The organism is Actinopolymorpha sp. B17G11, from assembly GCF_040196095.1.
Classification (GTDB): Bacteria; Actinomycetota; Actinomycetes; order Propionibacteriales; family Actinopolymorphaceae; genus Thermasporomyces.
Window position 1 is genome coordinate 209,360 of sequence record NZ_JBEFTW010000008.1, and the last position, 13,842, is coordinate 223,201.

At 65.3% G+C, this 13,842-nt stretch carries 11 protein-coding genes; 4 read left to right on the forward strand and 7 right to left on the reverse strand.

The window, feature by feature from the left end; genetic code table 11:
• Positions 1-310 precede the first annotated feature (310 nt).
• On the reverse strand, positions 311-1,786 hold the full coding sequence (locus tag ABN028_RS11585; protein ID WP_349696618.1) for a polysaccharide pyruvyl transferase family protein: 1,476 nt from the start codon (positions 1,784-1,786) through the stop codon (positions 311-313).
• 1,287 nt (positions 1,787-3,073) lie between these two features.
• Here ABN028_RS11585 and ABN028_RS11590 point away from each other — a divergent pair.
• Positions 3,074-3,397 (forward strand): hypothetical protein, encoded by a 324-nt coding sequence (locus ABN028_RS11590; RefSeq protein ID WP_349696619.1) that lies wholly within the window; start codon positions 3,074-3,076, stop codon positions 3,395-3,397.
• A gap of 113 nt (positions 3,398-3,510) precedes the next feature.
• Here the strand turns inward: ABN028_RS11590 and ABN028_RS11595 are convergent, their stop codons facing one another.
• A complete protein-coding gene (locus ABN028_RS11595; RefSeq protein WP_349696620.1) occupies positions 3,511-3,990 on the reverse strand; it encodes an NUDIX domain-containing protein in 480 nt (159 codons plus the stop codon).
• Between the two features lie 79 nt (positions 3,991-4,069).
• Here ABN028_RS11595 and ABN028_RS11600 point away from each other — a divergent pair, with 79 nt between their 5' ends.
• Positions 4,070-4,573, forward strand: a complete 504-nt coding sequence (locus tag ABN028_RS11600) for an NUDIX hydrolase (protein WP_349696621.1) — start codon at positions 4,070-4,072, stop codon at positions 4,571-4,573.
• A 125-nt stretch (positions 4,574-4,698) separates the two neighbouring features.
• Here ABN028_RS11600 and ABN028_RS11605 read toward each other — a convergent pair whose 3' ends face one another.
• A complete protein-coding gene (locus ABN028_RS11605) occupies positions 4,699-5,610 on the reverse strand; it encodes a phosphotransferase (RefSeq protein ID WP_349696622.1) in 912 nt (303 codons plus the stop codon).
• A 247-nt stretch (positions 5,611-5,857) separates the two neighbouring features.
• On the opposite strand from ABN028_RS11605, the gene ABN028_RS11610 reads away from it, so the two are divergent.
• Positions 5,858-6,676 carry a class I SAM-dependent methyltransferase gene (locus ABN028_RS11610; protein ID WP_349696623.1) on the forward strand — a complete coding sequence of 273 codons (819 nt, stop codon included), beginning with the start codon at positions 5,858-5,860 and terminating at the stop codon, positions 6,674-6,676.
• Between the two features lie 92 nt (positions 6,677-6,768).
• On the opposite strand, the gene ABN028_RS11615 is transcribed toward ABN028_RS11610, so the two are convergent.
• From ABN028_RS11615 to ABN028_RS11625, 3 genes are all read right to left on the reverse strand, one after another.
• Complete coding sequence (locus tag ABN028_RS11615; protein ID WP_349696624.1) at positions 6,769-8,067, reverse strand: hypothetical protein; 1,299 nt, start codon at positions 8,065-8,067, stop codon at positions 6,769-6,771.
• Positions 8,068-8,427: 360 nt separating this feature from the next.
• Positions 8,428-8,802, reverse strand: coding sequence for a hypothetical protein (locus ABN028_RS11620; protein ID WP_349696625.1), 375 nt, complete (start codon positions 8,800-8,802; stop codon positions 8,428-8,430).
• Between the two features lie 514 nt (positions 8,803-9,316).
• Positions 9,317-10,084: a phytanoyl-CoA dioxygenase family protein gene (locus tag ABN028_RS11625; protein WP_349696626.1), complete on the reverse strand. Its 768-nt coding sequence runs from the start codon at positions 10,082-10,084 to the stop codon at positions 9,317-9,319.
• 608 nt (positions 10,085-10,692) lie between these two features.
• Here ABN028_RS11625 and ABN028_RS11630 point away from each other — a divergent pair.
• Entirely contained in the window at positions 10,693-11,949 is a 1,257-nt protein-coding gene (locus ABN028_RS11630; RefSeq protein WP_349696627.1) for an MFS transporter, read from the forward strand.
• A gap of 351 nt (positions 11,950-12,300) precedes the next feature.
• Here the strand turns inward: ABN028_RS11630 and ABN028_RS11635 are convergent, their stop codons facing one another.
• Positions 12,301-13,794 (reverse strand): MDR family MFS transporter, encoded by a 1,494-nt coding sequence (locus tag ABN028_RS11635; RefSeq protein ID WP_349696628.1) that lies wholly within the window; start codon positions 13,792-13,794, stop codon positions 12,301-12,303.
• Between the last annotated feature and the right edge of the window lie 48 nt (positions 13,795-13,842).

Consider the following 13,842-nt stretch of genomic DNA (forward strand, 5'->3'; position numbering starts at 1 on the left):
GCGAACGTGACGGCCAGGAGGCTTGGCTGTCCCGGTCGATCACCATGTAGAAGCCGGTCTGGACTGACTCCTTGCCGATGCTCTGGGTGACCGTCCGGTCGCCGGGAAGCATGACGGTCGTGACCTGCTCGCGCTCGTCGGCGCCGCTGCGCCGACCGCCCTGACAGTCTGCACGGCGACGCGTACAGCCTCAACTCAAACTCGACTCCAGCCCAGCCAGTCGCAGCGCCATGCTGATCTACGACCCAGCGGCGGGGCAGTACGCAAGCAAATGGGCCGGCGCTTGTTCTGGCCGACTGGTCTTGTCGGCTCAGCCGATGCGGCCACGGAGCCGGCGTATGCGGCGGCGTAGGGCGGGGCCGATGCGAACCAGGATCTGCTTTTCGACGCGTGTGATCCGTCGCTCCATGGCGGCAATCTGCGCGCGGGCGGTGTCGAGCTCCTCGCGTACGGCTGCGAGCCGGTTGGTGGCATCTACCTGGCGCATTTTGGCGGCTGCAAGGTGTACGCGGAGCTTTTTGTTGGCTGTCGCGGCCTTGATGTCGGATGCGATGATCAGCTCGCGCAGCCTGCTGATGCGGTAGCGCATGTTGGCGTCGTTGCTGCCGTCCCAGGCCGGCATGGACGCGGGCAGTTCGAGGGAGGCCATCTTGGCGTCGAAGGCCGCGCCCTTGTCGCCGTGGGTGTAAGTGTTCTGCAGGTTGTTGCGGTCGAGGAAGGCGACGACACGTTCGAACCGCTCACCGTGGCCGTTGAGCATAGCGGAGAAGTCAGCGTGCTCGTACAGCTCACGCGGGTCGGTGTCGCCAGGCACCTCGGCGAGTCGTCGGTACGGGATGTCGAAGTACCGGCACAACTCCAGGGTTCGCGAGTCGTGGGTGAGGACGACGCTTGGCGTGCCGGCCAGCAGCGCAGCGACGTTGCCATGGATTCGGGTTCCGAAGGCGAAGTCGTAGTCGGCTAGCTCCCTGACCCAGCTCGTCGGGTCTAGTGGCACACGCACCTTGTTCTCGCGCAGAAGAGGATGACTGTGATAAATCGGGAAGGGGTCGGCTTTCCCCGACTCGGGTGTCGTGTCACCCCACAGCAGCAATTCCGCGTCGATGGTGTTCTGCGCGTAGTAGGTCAGGTGCGGGTAGCGCTCCCAAGTATGCCGAGCGATGCCGGCGAGGTCCCCGACGGGAATCGCGTCTGGGGAGAGGTTGATGGCGATGCGCGAGTCCACACTAAGCTCGGCTGCCCGGATATCGGGGAACCTGTCCCCGTGCCAGAACATCGACGGGCAGCCGATGATGTCGACGTCGTCGAAACCGAGGCTGTTCAGGTAGCTTGCGGTCAGCTCACCGCGGACACCGATAGACGCTGACCGACTGAGTACCGCGGAGGCGAAGCGCTTGACCGACTCCTCCATCGGCTGCAGACACTCCGTGGAGTAGTCCTCCCCTACCTGCGCTCCAACGCCGAACACAACGACCGGAATAGTGAGTTTCTCGATCAACCTACTCAGCCGGTCGAGCGAAGCCTGGAACCGAGGGCGGAATGCGTTAGCGAGCGGGACCACAAACACGTGGTACCGCTCGTTGATCTCCGCGGCACGCTCGGCCGAGCAGTTGGTACGGATGCCGTTAGACGTCACCTCGGTGTCCGGAGTCATCAGCAGTCTATGGGCAGCATCACTGAACAGCAGATTGCCCGTGTTCGTCCCGATCAGGTCCTGATGCACGAACTCAGCCGGGCTAGCAATACGAAACGGGCTCTTCCCCGAACGGATGAGAATCTGCTTCACAACATTCCCCAGGTGGGCAAGGCCGACACGGGTCGGACCGGGATCGGACGCGCGAGGAAAAGGGCAAAGAGGGACAACTCGGAAAGACCGGCACGTGCCCCTCAGTCTCTGCTCGCAACCTTAGATAAGCTGTCAAGCCTCGCCTAAGCCCCAAGCCGAGAGCTAGATACAGCGTGCAAACGGAGAGTCGCACGCCGTAAGTGGTGGCCAGGATGGGAGCCCTGGTTGGCGAAGCTGCTATCCGGTCGGACTCTGCGTTTCCGCTGTTCTCGCCGACAATACGCAGAACGATAGCGACTTCCCCTCTTTATGGACCGCGCCGACGATGTGAACCTGAGTACAGTCCGGAGGACCCACGTCACACGGTCCCGTCATGTTCATCAGATACCGCATCGTCATCGGCAGGTAGGCCGCAAAGCACAAGTCCACTGCGCTCGTTCCACAATGACTCTTCCCGGCAAATGCATCCTGCACAGGCCCGCAGCAAACCGGCACGCTGTGGCCACCGGACATCTACTTCCGCGAACTCCACTCACCCTCACGACCCGGCACCACCGAGAACACCAACGGGCTGTTACGCCAGTACTTCGCCCTTGCCGGGAACGCAATGCTGCGTCAGAGCTGATCGCGGACTCCACGAACCGCGCGCTGATTGCTCATGGATGCGAACACCTCGGCCGCACCTGTTGCGAGGCGATGGACAGGCAGCGGACTCCGTCGAGAGACTCGCCAACTCAAGCACAGGCCCAGGGAGGAAGACCGCGCTGTGCCGCCGCCATCCACTTCTCGTGCAGTTGCCCGGCGGGCATCTCGAACGTTCTGACATGGCTCCCGACGGATCGGAGTCCCGAAGCCGGTACTGCAACCGTAAGCTCTCTGAGATCGTCTACGGCCGAACGGGCAGAACGTCCGCGCTCCTCGTATGAACAGCGGCCCGCAGCCGGATACCGCCGGACACAACGGAACAAGAGTACGAGCAGCCATCGGACCGATCCGCTTTGGGCTCCGGACCCCAGTTCCGGCGCCACTAGATCCACCGTCGCCGAGAAGAGTCATCGACCCGGCCGAGCCGGCAACAAGCAACGTCATCCTGCCGGCGGAGAAACCTGCCCGCCGCTGAACGGACGAATCGCAAGGCGAAGTGTCCGCCTGACGGCATTGAACCCGTACACCCCGGGCTCTCCTCTTACTCCGATCGACCCGTCGATGAGCTCGCCACGATATCGGCGTGTCCGGCGTAGCAGAGGCGCTTTGCTCGTCGTCGTGGTCCCGCGGTACCGTGGGACCATGACGACGGATGAGGATGTACCCACGGTTGAGCGGGTTCAGCTTGGAGTCCGCATGGAGCGGAACCTGGTCAAGGTCCTGAAGGGCCTGGCCGAGTTCGAGAACATGACGCTCGGGCAGTTGCTCGAGAAGATCGTTCTGCACTCGTTCGAGCCGGTGCCCGGCGAGGAGGGCGAGCAGGCATGGAGCGCGCTCGGCAAACGCTCCCTTGCCGCCGTCGCCGACCTCAAGCGCGTGTACGGCCTCGACTACGACATGCACGCCTTCCGCCGCTTCCGCGAGACGGAGCAGGACCTCGTCGAGCACGTGACGAGCGACGGCTAGCCACGCTTGGACCCCGCGTTCAGTGACGGTCGCCACCCTCTGCGTACGACGAGGTCCATCAGCGCGGCACAACGGCCCCGCGACTTCAACGTTCAGGGGTGACAAGGCGTCCGCTACCGTATGCGGCCGCCGACCGACACCGGGTCGACATGGCCCGTCCTTGGTCTCGCGCGGTCCAGCTCCAGCCCGACGTCGACAAGACCAGCGCGCACCAAGCCAGGCACGTCCGTCACCGACATCCATGCGGCCAGGTCGGTCGATCCGTCTACCTCGTGGCGCAGTTCGCCTCCCACGATCCGGGCGCGGTAGTAGACGCCTACGGTGTGCAGTTCCGCACCGCCGGAGACCCGCGACGCCACCGGCCAAGATCGGGAGTCGACGCCCAGAAGCCGCTCGACTTCAACCTGGTAGCCGGTCTCCTCCTCCACCTCGCGGACGACTGCGTAGTAGGGGTCCTCGGCGTGCTCGACCCCGCCGCCCGGCAGCGTCCAGTGCCGGTCGATGCCGTCAGGAGCGACGAACCGAGTCAACAGAACCTGGTCGTCCCGCAGGCAGATCGCGTAGGCGGCGATCCTCCGTCGATGCTCGGTCATCGTCCCGGAATCCTCCGTCCCCGTGCTGGCCTTGGTGTCGACCACGAACCGGCCCGTTTCTGATCGCGATAATCAAAGCATGACCGACACTCGAGAGTCGCTGGTCGTGCCCAACGTGTACGGCTTGGTGCGCCAGCGTGACGCGGCACCCGCCGTACTCATCCAGAAGCGATGGAAGCCACGCAGCGACCCCGGCAACCTCGGACGTTGGGAGTTGCCCGGGGGCAAGTGGCACGCGTGGGAGCCGGTCATGGACTGCCTACGCCGCGAGGTCGAGGAGGAGACCGGGGTCGGCGACATCACCGTCGGCCAGTCGGTGGCCGAGCATGAGTTGCATGGCCAGCTTGTGCAGGTGTCGCGGCCGGACCTGTGCGTCCAGATGATCGACGGAGGGTATCCCTCGATGCTGATGGTCTTCCTGGCCATCGGGACCGGCGAGCCTCAGTCCCGTGGTGACGACACCCGCGACGCACAGTGGATGCCGACGGACAAGCTCCGGCAGCGGCTGGAGCACGATGCCGAGGCCTTCACACCGCTGACATATGCGGGCCTGCGGGAGGCGTTCGCGCGCGCACTCATCTGACGCCGGATCGACCCTGGAACCCGATCATGTGATGCAGTGCCTCGGACGCTGTACGACGGGTGGTCAAGGACATCAACCAAGCCCTACGGATCGCGCCGCGCGGCCGAAGCAGTGGTGGGCTGACTCTAGGGAGAGGTGGACGATGCGAGGCGCTCCAGGTTCCACCTGACCTGCTCTGCAAACCACGGGTCATCGCGCCGGAAGGGTTTGATGGCCCACCAGAGCATTGACGACCACCCGAGAAGAATCGTCTCCAGCCTCTCAAGTGCCGGCGGGTCCCCGGTGGGAAGACCGAGCGACCGTCGCGCCTCGCCAAGGAGCGGAACCAGCCGAGGGGTCCCCTCCTTGCCCGAGAGCATCTGCGCGTAGGCGGCATCCCAGGCCCAGTTGGCGATCCGTGGAAGCGGGTCGATGAGCAGGAGTGGGCCTCCTGGAACCTCGGACACCGCGTTGTCGAAGTGCACGTCGCCGTGGCACCGAACGCGAGGAGATTGCTCGTCCACCCACATGAGGTCCTGATGCAGCCTGGCCAGGACGTCCTCGCCCGGGCCCGGACAGTCAGCTTCGATTACCTCAGGCATGCACCACTCGAAGAACGCGGCATCGATCGGGTAGGTCATTCTGTCGATGTCGAGTGCCACCTGTTGGAAACGCGCTGCCGCCAGCATCAGCTTGCGGCAGTCATCATGAGAACTGGAGTCGATGTGGTGGGGTGCTCTCCGCAAGACGAGCCAACCCACGTCCACCTCGCCCAGACGCCGGCCGCTGGCGTACACATGAGGCACCAGTCCGGGCGCGCGACGCGAGACCACAGACATCCAGTCAAGCTCGATCGCACAGGCGTTCAGCTTCACTACGACAGACTCGCCCGTGGGTGCCCAGACCGCCCGAAAAAACGTGCCCACGTCGCCGGTCGTCCGCTGCTCGAACTGGATCTCCGTCAGCGCCGCGAGCAACGGTTCACGGCCCAGTTGTTCATGAAGGAACCCGATGACCTCAGGTGTGTCAACCAAGACGTCGCCGTCCCAGATATCCAAGACAACTCCCTTCCGCCTTGATCCAAGCAAGCCGACCGCAGAATGCCACCCCGACCCACGATGACGCCATCGGATATGTGGGCAGGAACCGACGGCGCGCCATACACGCGTCCACCCGCAGGCTTCAGAATGTTCTCAACTAGCCTCGTAGCTCAGCGGGCAGTTGAGGAGACGTTATGCGGTTGGTCGAGATTGGCGCGAGGAGCAGAACGCGCGGATGTACGACGGGTTCGCTCGTAGGTTCCCGATGTATCGGTTGACGAGTACGGACCTGGTGCGCTGCGCGGTGCTGCAACCAGACAGCGAGGTGCTGGACCTCGCCTGCGGAACCGGTGTGACGACCGAAGCGATCCTGGCTGAGCTGGGACCCACCGGGCACGTGACCGCCGTCGACGCCTCGGCCGCGATGCTCCAGATCGCTGCCGAACGAGTACAGGACCCACGCGTGACCTGGCTCGAAGCACCCGCCGAACACGTCGCCACCGTGGTGCGCGCCGGGTTCAGTCATGTCGTGTGCAACTCGGCGATCTGGCAGATGCAGGTGCCGGAAGTCGCCGCCGCCATCTCAGCCTTGTTGGCGCCGAACGGACGGTTCGCCTGCAGTGTCGGGACCAACCGGCAGCCGGACGGTTCGCCGGCACCCCCGCCACGAAAGCCGTCCCTGCACGACCTGATGCGGGCGTACGCGGTGATCGACCACGACTTCATCTTCCAGCCATCCAGCCGAGGGCGCCGGCTCATGGACGACGACGGTATCCGCGACCAACTGGCGTTAGGCGGCCTGGACGTCGTGCGGACCGAGTACCTCGAGTACGCCTTCGACCCCGACCAGACCTACGCCTGGTCGCAGGTCCCGATCTTCACCGCACATTTCACCGGCCTGTCCTACGAGCAACGGATGGCCGCCCTCGACAAGGCATGGACGCGGCTCGATCCACACGCCCAACCCCCGTCCCGATGGGCGATCCTGGTCGCCATCCAAGGTACGGACAGCGGTGCCTCGCAGATTCCGGGTGGCGTGCTCGAACCCAGAGAGCATCACGACGGCAAACGCCTGCTCGACTGAGCGCTGCCACGACACATCACGTCGTCAAGTCCGACCTTGTTCGTTACCAGACAGAGGTCGACCGAGCCTACTGGCGAAGGGGTACGGCGGATTCAAGTTCGGTTGTGCCACGTCTGCAGGTGGGTGGCGTGCGTGTGTAGGTAGGCCCCGGGTTTGAAGTGGTGGTCGTAGAACTCGAGGTCCAGGTGGTGCGCCTGGACGTAGTTCAGGATGAACACCGTCGGTACGGTTCCGGGGAATTTGCCGAACGTGTCGAAGATGTACTGCGCTTGCAGCGTGATGCACGCCTTGAACCGCTCGTCGTGGACCTGCGCGCTACCTCGTACACCTGGGCTGTCGGTCCAGGCGCCCGGGGTGTCGGGATGGAAGGGGCCACCAGGCCCGAACTTGCGTCGGGCGAACGCCTCGACTGCAGCGGCCATGTCGGAGTAGTGGGGAGGGCAGTAGGCTTCGAAGACTCCTTCGCGGCCGGTGGGATTGGGTGTCGACCAGCGCTCGTCCTGGTCATAGCGGAAACCGAGCCCAGGCACCTTCGGGGTGCCCGAGGCGCCAAGCATGGTGAACCGGTCGATCCCGTCGAACATCCAGCCTCCCAGACCCATCGCCTGCAGCATGAGTGTGCCCGCGTAGCAGGCGGCGGCGAGCTCCGCAGTGGCTTCGGTCAAGGCGTACTGTTCGGCGAAGGTCAGTGGAAACGGCTGTTCGATATCGATTAGGCCACCGAATGTGTCCAGGCCTGGAATCTTGCGGTTGTGGACGTCGTCATAGATCGCGTAGCCGTTCTGGGCGAGGAAACACAAGACGGCGATGAAGTGCTGGGCGATGTCTGCCACCGGTATCACCAGAAGGGAGCCGGGGACGTTCACACACCAGTGGTTATGTCTGTCCAGGTACGGCTCTTCCCTCGGCAGGTACAGTCGCTCGGCCGACAGCCGGCGCGACCGGCCGCGGTGACGTTCGACCATCAACTCCGCCGTGATCTCCTCGGCCGCCGGGTCCACCAGTGCACCAGCGTCGCGCGTCGGAAAGAAGTACAGCCCGGTGTCATCGGTGAAGAACAGTTCGGCGGTGTGCACCCCGGCCGCGGAAGGAAACGTACGCCCGGCCGCAGCGGCCGAGTAGTTCGGAACATGAGGCGCTAAGCGTGGATTATGGGTGATCGAGTAGTGCCAGCCCGTCGTGCCGCCCATCGCACCCAGCACCAGCATCCGCTCCAGTTCAGTGAGCGGAAGAGGATCGCGCCTGGACCGAAAAGCCAGTGGGCCGTCCGGGATTTCGTCACCCATAGCGAACCTGCGCGAACGACGCCCGAAGAGCGCGTCCACCAACGGGAATCCCGCGAGCTCGCGCAACGCTACGGCGCTCTCGGCTCTCGTGTGTTCAAAACTCATCACGCCGCCCAGCATCAGGATTTCGTGTTGACGGTTGCCTCAGGGCCAGCACACGCCCCAAGTTGAGGCAGTGCGACATAAAGTGCGACTCTCTCCAACCTGGACCTGTACCCACCAGTGAAGTCGCGTGTAACACGACGAAGGGCGACGAGCCCGCACGTCAGAGGATCCCCAGCCGTACGTCGGGGGTTTCCCCTACGGACACGCCGCACAACCCCTCGACCCGTTCGTGCCGGTGGTCACGTGCGACGGTCTCTCCCAAGACGCTCGCGAGCGGTTCCGCGTAATGCTCCTGAATTGACGTGCGTGGAGGCAAGGACGTCGGGTGGACCTCACGGGGAGAACAACGGGCCCGAGCACTTATGTCAGTGCTGTCATTCCTGATGGGCGGGCGGATGTACCCCCGATCGAGTGGTCAGTTTGTCGAACTGAAGTTTCTGGACGTTTGTTCGCCTGCTGTGCATGACGTGGCCCGGCGACCAACCGTTCTGTCACGCTGACCGAAGCTCGGCGAGCCGTTGCCGACAGTCGACGATCTTGCCGGCGACCGGCTGATCCGAGTCCTCGTAGTTGGGCACCAGTGCCAATGTTGGATGGCAGCGAGGCCCAAGCCGCGTGGGTGGCGGCCAGGGTGCGTACTGCCAGTTCGGCGAACTCCGACGTGTTGTGGTTGACGATGCACGCCTCGATCCGCACTTCGTTCAGGTCGTTCGCTTCATCCTCATGCGTCTTCATCTGTTGCCTCCCTTCTCGAGAGCTTTCTGGCTGTGATCAGCGTGTCGGTCATGCGATGCGCGGTGCGGACCGTGGCGACCCCCGGTCCGTGCCTGGCGGAAGCGCACAAGTGGGAAGACTCTCCTCAGCGAACGCGGAAAGGATCGGCCATGCCGGCGTGGAAGTACATGCCGGTCGCTTGGTCGACCAGCCGGACCTGTGTTTGTTCGAACACCAGGAGGGCGTCGAAGCCTGCGGCCATCAGCGAAAGCGACTGGCGTCGGCGTTCCACATCGTCTGCGCCCCCACTGCTCGGCCCTTGAGCGCGTAGGACGACGCCCTGTTTTGCACGCACCGACGGTTCAGGTGGTCGGACGGTCCGAAAATTGCTCCTGCTACTTCTCGACGAGCCGACAGCTGCCCTCGACGCCGACACCGAACACCGCCTCTTCGAACACTGGACATCCGCGGCAGCGCAACTAGCATCGCGCACCGTGCGCCCCGGCTGACCGCTCCGGCCATGGGGTGCTCGACCTCAAGCAGACACCGGAGCGCCCTTGATCAGCATCATCCGCGGCCGGTCGAGCGCGTTCGGTGCGACGGCGTGAAACGTGTCGCCACGCATAAGGAACGTGTCGCCCGCCTGCCCGGTGATCTCGACCACGCGGAGCGGAACGCCATCGACGACCGGTCCTTCCTCGAGGTAGCGGCTCCGTCGCTCGATCCCAGGATCAGGTTGGCGGCTCCAGAGCTCCGCGAGCCACGGGTGGCGGGCGCCCACCAGCTTGCGTTGGGCGCGATTCTTGACGTCGTGCTGGCCGTATCGCCGTACCAGCTGGTGCGAACCGGTGAGGATCAGCGTTCCGCCGCCGCGGGGTCGCAGCTCCGCCAGGACGACGAACACCGTGACCGAGCGCGACCGGCCATGCTCGTCGGGAGCGCGGTCGACATGCCAGCCATCGGTCGGCAACGCCCATGGCGCGTCAGACACCCGGTAGGTGACTGCTGGATTGCCCCAATGCCGCGGGCGCTTCCAGCCGTCCGGTCCGAACAGCTCATCCAACGCCACCGGTACGGCGCTGTCGAGCACGGCGTCGAACACGCCAGCTCGCTTGAGCGGCTGGTAGCCACCTGGATGCTCGGCGAGGTACTCGTGCTCGCTGTTGTGGCGGATCGCTTCCTCCGACGTGAGGAACTCGCGGACCCGTTCGGCCATCCGCTCGGCGTCGGCCCGCGGAACGGCGCCCTCCAGCCTGAGCAGGCCCTGCTCGTCGAACGCCACCCGTTGCTCGTGCGTCAGCATCTCCTACCTCCTCCTGAGATGCACTCCGAGAAAACGAAAGCACCCGGAGCCACGCGACACGTGAGTCACGTGGCTCCGGGTGCTGGAAGAAGTCAGTGTCCCGGAGCGGGATTTTTGGTTGTCGGCTCCGACGCTAGCCGCCCGCACGTGGAACCGCTACCGAGTTTCCACAGCCCCTGTCCAGCAAAGGCGTATTCGTGTCCCACGCTCGGCTGAGCGTCGATCGGCCCGCCGTACGGACCGCGCGGTCGTGACCGCTGTTGACCGCGATGGACCATGATCGGCCGCCTTGTCAGGCACGCATGTGACGCGCGGATCCTTACGCGGCATCCCCTGATCAAGAGACCGGCGAGGAGATCGCGACCTGCGTCAGCTGCGCTGTTGACCGGTGGGGCGTTCCGCTGTCAGCGGATGTGATGGACATCGCCGGTGCCAACTCCGAGACTTGCAGCGCGTTGATCCGCATGAAGGAACCCGGCCGGAGTGGCGACCACTGGAGCAGATGTGTGGATACCCGAGGAGGGCACGGACAGGTACAGGTTCCACCGACGTCTGATCGTGTCCGTCGCCTTGTTCGAGCTCTCTCGCCACACGGAAGGCCGAAGTCGTTGACGAGCACTCCTGGGTCCGCGTCGACTCCCCTGCGCAAGAACCGCGACTTCATGGTGTTGTGGACCGGACACGCGATCTCATTCCTGGGAACAAGCATCGCCATGATCGCCTATCCCCTGCTGGCGCTGCTGGCGACCGGTTCGGCGCTGACGGCCGGCATGATCGCCTTCGTCGGGATGGCCGCTGGTGCGGTTCTGCGGCTGCCTGCCGGAGTGTTCGTGGACCGGCTCCCACGCAGGGCGCTCCTGGTCACGTGCGACGCGATCAGGGCGGTGGCCACGGCATCGGTTGCCCTGGCTGTCGTGGCCGACCGTCTGAGCATCGCGCACCTCGTCGTCGTAGCCGTCATAGCCGCGGCGTGTGACGCGTTCTTCGATCCTGCTCAGATGGTCGCTGTTCGGCAGGTCGTGCCCACGACACAGCTGCCGAACGCCATGGCGCAGAACGAGGCGCGCGGTCACCTGGCCGCCCTCGGTGGCCCGCCCCTGGGCGGCCTCCTCTTCGGTGTCGCGGCCGCCCTGCCGATCGCAGCACAAGCGGCAAGCTTCATGACCAGCGGTCTCCTCATCCGCTCGGTCAGGCGGAGACTGCACAGCGACGAAGGGCGACAGACGAACCCCCGGCCGCTGCGCCAGGACCTCCTCACTGGCATCCAGCTGGTGTGGGCCAGCGCATTTCTGCGAGTCACGCTGCTGTGCGCGGCGGGATATCAGCTCATCTTCCCCGCTGTCATCCTTGTGGTGATCGCGTCGACCAGTGCACGGGGGGCGCCAGCCGTCGAGATCGGCGCGGCCCTCTCCCTGGCCGGCATCGGCGGGATTCTGGGGGCCTGGCTGTCCCCGCAAATCCAGCGACGACTCCCACCGCCCGTGCTGGTGTGTCTCTTCGGCGCGACCGCCACGCTCGCGCTGGGCGCCCTGATGTTCGCGTACAACCCGTTCGTTATTGGCGCCCTTCTGGCACTGACGTACTTCACCTCTGCCCCGGCCAACGGGATGCTCGCCGCGGTCCAGATCAGCATCACTCCACCAGAGATGCAAGGACGGATGCTGAGCGCGGTCATGCTCGTGGCCAGCCTCGCGGCGCCGTTAGGTCCCCTCGCCGGCGGATGGCTTCTCCAGGACTTCGGCGCGCGCGTGACATTCGTTGTGCTCACCTGCATGTCCGCCGCCATCACCGCCACGATCCTCATCAGTCCCGCCATCAGACACATGCGCTCGCCCGCTCTGAACGATCGGGAGAACCACGGCTGACCACCCGGCACGCCGGAGTCCTGAGGGCATGTCCGTTGGCCTGACGGTCATGAGGGTGTGGTGACGCCCTCTGACTTACCGTTGCCGGATTTGCAGCGCACGCCGGAGGTACTTGTGCTGGCCCGATCACGCGGTCTTCCGGTGCCCCGCTACGAGTTGATCGTCCCGCTTGCTGACCGCACGTTAGTGGTGCAGGAACGCTTGCAGTGGGTTGGTTGTCGGTGCCCCTCGCAGGGACCAACGCCCGGCTCCTACGCGACTGGATCGACGAAAGTTACCGGAACGTCGCGCCGCGCAGCCTAATCCCCAGACTAAACGCCCGCTGCCTCGTCCCGGGTGACGGTCGTCGGTTCAGCGGGTGGGCTGGAGCTCGTCGTCCAGTTCGTCGTACGGCCCCTCCTGCGAGTCGTACGCCTCCTTGTCCGGGCGGCGCGGCATGCGTAGGGCGGTCGCGACAACGACGATCGAGATGACGGCGCCGACCAGGAAGGCGAGCCGCATCCCGTCGAGTTGGGCGGCGCCGTCGGTGACTCCGTTGGTGATCAGTTGGTCGGCACGAATGGTCATCACCGTGACTGCCAGCGCGGTGCCGAACGCCGCGGCGACCTGTTGCAAGGTGGCGACTATCGAGCTGCCGTGGGAGTAGAGGTGTGGCGGCAGGGCGCCCAGCCCAATCGTGAACACCGGTGTGAAGACCGCGGCCAGGGACAGCATCAGAAGGATGTGCAGCCCAAGCACCTGCCAGTACGGCATCGTCATGGACACCTGGGTGAAACCGGCGAGCGCGGCCACGATCCCGAAGGAGCCAGGGATCACCAGCACCCGCCCACCGAACCGGTCGAACAACCGCCCGACGATCGGGCCGAGCAGACCCATGGCTATGCCGCCGGGCATCACCAGCAGGCCCGTCTGCAGCGGGCTCAGGCCGCGGACGTTCTGCAGGAACAGGGGTAGAAGGATCATCGAACCCAGCATCGCCATGAACGCCACCGACATCAGGACCAGCGCCTTGGCGAATGTCGCGTGCCGCAGCGTACGCAGGTCCATCAGGGGCGAGCCAGCGCGCTGCAGACGCAGCTGGCGCACCACGAAGACCCCGACCGCCGCCAGCCCGCCCACGACGAACATGACCGACCTGCCGGCCCCGCCCTCGGCGAACTGGGTGAGTCCATAGACCAGCGCACCGAAGCCGACGGCAGCCATCATCACGCTGAGCCAGTCGATGGTGCTGAAATGCGGCTCGCCGACGTTCTGAAGGCGACGCAGGCCGAACCAGGTGATCGTGCCCGCGATCGGCAACACCAGCAGAAAGAGCATGCGCCAAGAGCCGTGCTGCAGGACGAGACCCGAGACTGTCGGCCCCAGAGCGGGGGCCACCGAGATCGCCATGGTCACGTTGCCCATCACCCGACCCCGGTCGCTCTCGGGCACCACGGTCATCAGGGTCGTCATCAGCAGCGGCATCATCACCGCCGTGCCGACGGCCTGGGTGATGCGGCCGAGAAGAAGCACCTCGAAGACGGGGGCGGCTGCGGCCAGCGCAGTCCCGGCGAGGAAGACACCCATCGCGGTGGCGTAGGCGCTGCGCGTGGAGACCCGCTGGAGGAACCAGCCGGTGACCGGGATCACCGCGGCCATGGTCAGCATGAACCCGGTGGAGACCCACTGCGCGGCCTGCTCGGTGACGTGCAGGTCGGCCATCAGCCGCGGGATCGCGTTGAGCATGATCGTCTCGTTGAGGATCACCACGAACGTCGACAGCATCAGCAGCCGGATCACCGCGGGGGTGCGGCCCCCCGCGTCTGCGGTGTCCGTCAGGACGCGGGCGGGTCGGTCGGCAGGCATGGGTCCTCGCACGGGGTCGGTGTCGGTATCGCAGCCGGTATCCCGGCT

What these genes read in the sequence shown, in the direction of transcription:
- ABN028_RS11590 (WP_349696619.1), top strand. Translation starts at nt 3,074, where the DNA reads ATGACGACGGATGAGGATGTACCCACGGTTGAGCGGGTTCAGCTTGGA.
- ABN028_RS11615 (WP_349696624.1), bottom strand. Translation starts at nt 8,067, where the DNA reads ATGAGTTTTGAACACACGAGAGCCGAGAGCGCCGTAGCGTTGCGCGAG.
- ABN028_RS11625 (WP_349696626.1), bottom strand. Translation starts at nt 10,084, where the DNA reads ATGCTGACGCACGAGCAACGGGTGGCGTTCGACGAGCAGGGCCTGCTC.
- ABN028_RS11620 (WP_349696625.1), bottom strand. Translation starts at nt 8,802, where the DNA reads ATGAAGACGCATGAGGATGAAGCGAACGACCTGAACGAAGTGCGGATC.
- ABN028_RS11595 (WP_349696620.1), bottom strand. Translation starts at nt 3,990, where the DNA reads ATGACCGAGCATCGACGGAGGATCGCCGCCTACGCGATCTGCCTGCGG.
- ABN028_RS11600 (WP_349696621.1), top strand. Translation starts at nt 4,070, where the DNA reads ATGACCGACACTCGAGAGTCGCTGGTCGTGCCCAACGTGTACGGCTTG.
- ABN028_RS11635 (WP_349696628.1), bottom strand. Translation starts at nt 13,794, where the DNA reads ATGCCTGCCGACCGACCCGCCCGCGTCCTGACGGACACCGCAGACGCG.
- ABN028_RS11610 (WP_349696623.1), top strand. Translation starts at nt 5,858, where the DNA reads ATGTATCGGTTGACGAGTACGGACCTGGTGCGCTGCGCGGTGCTGCAA.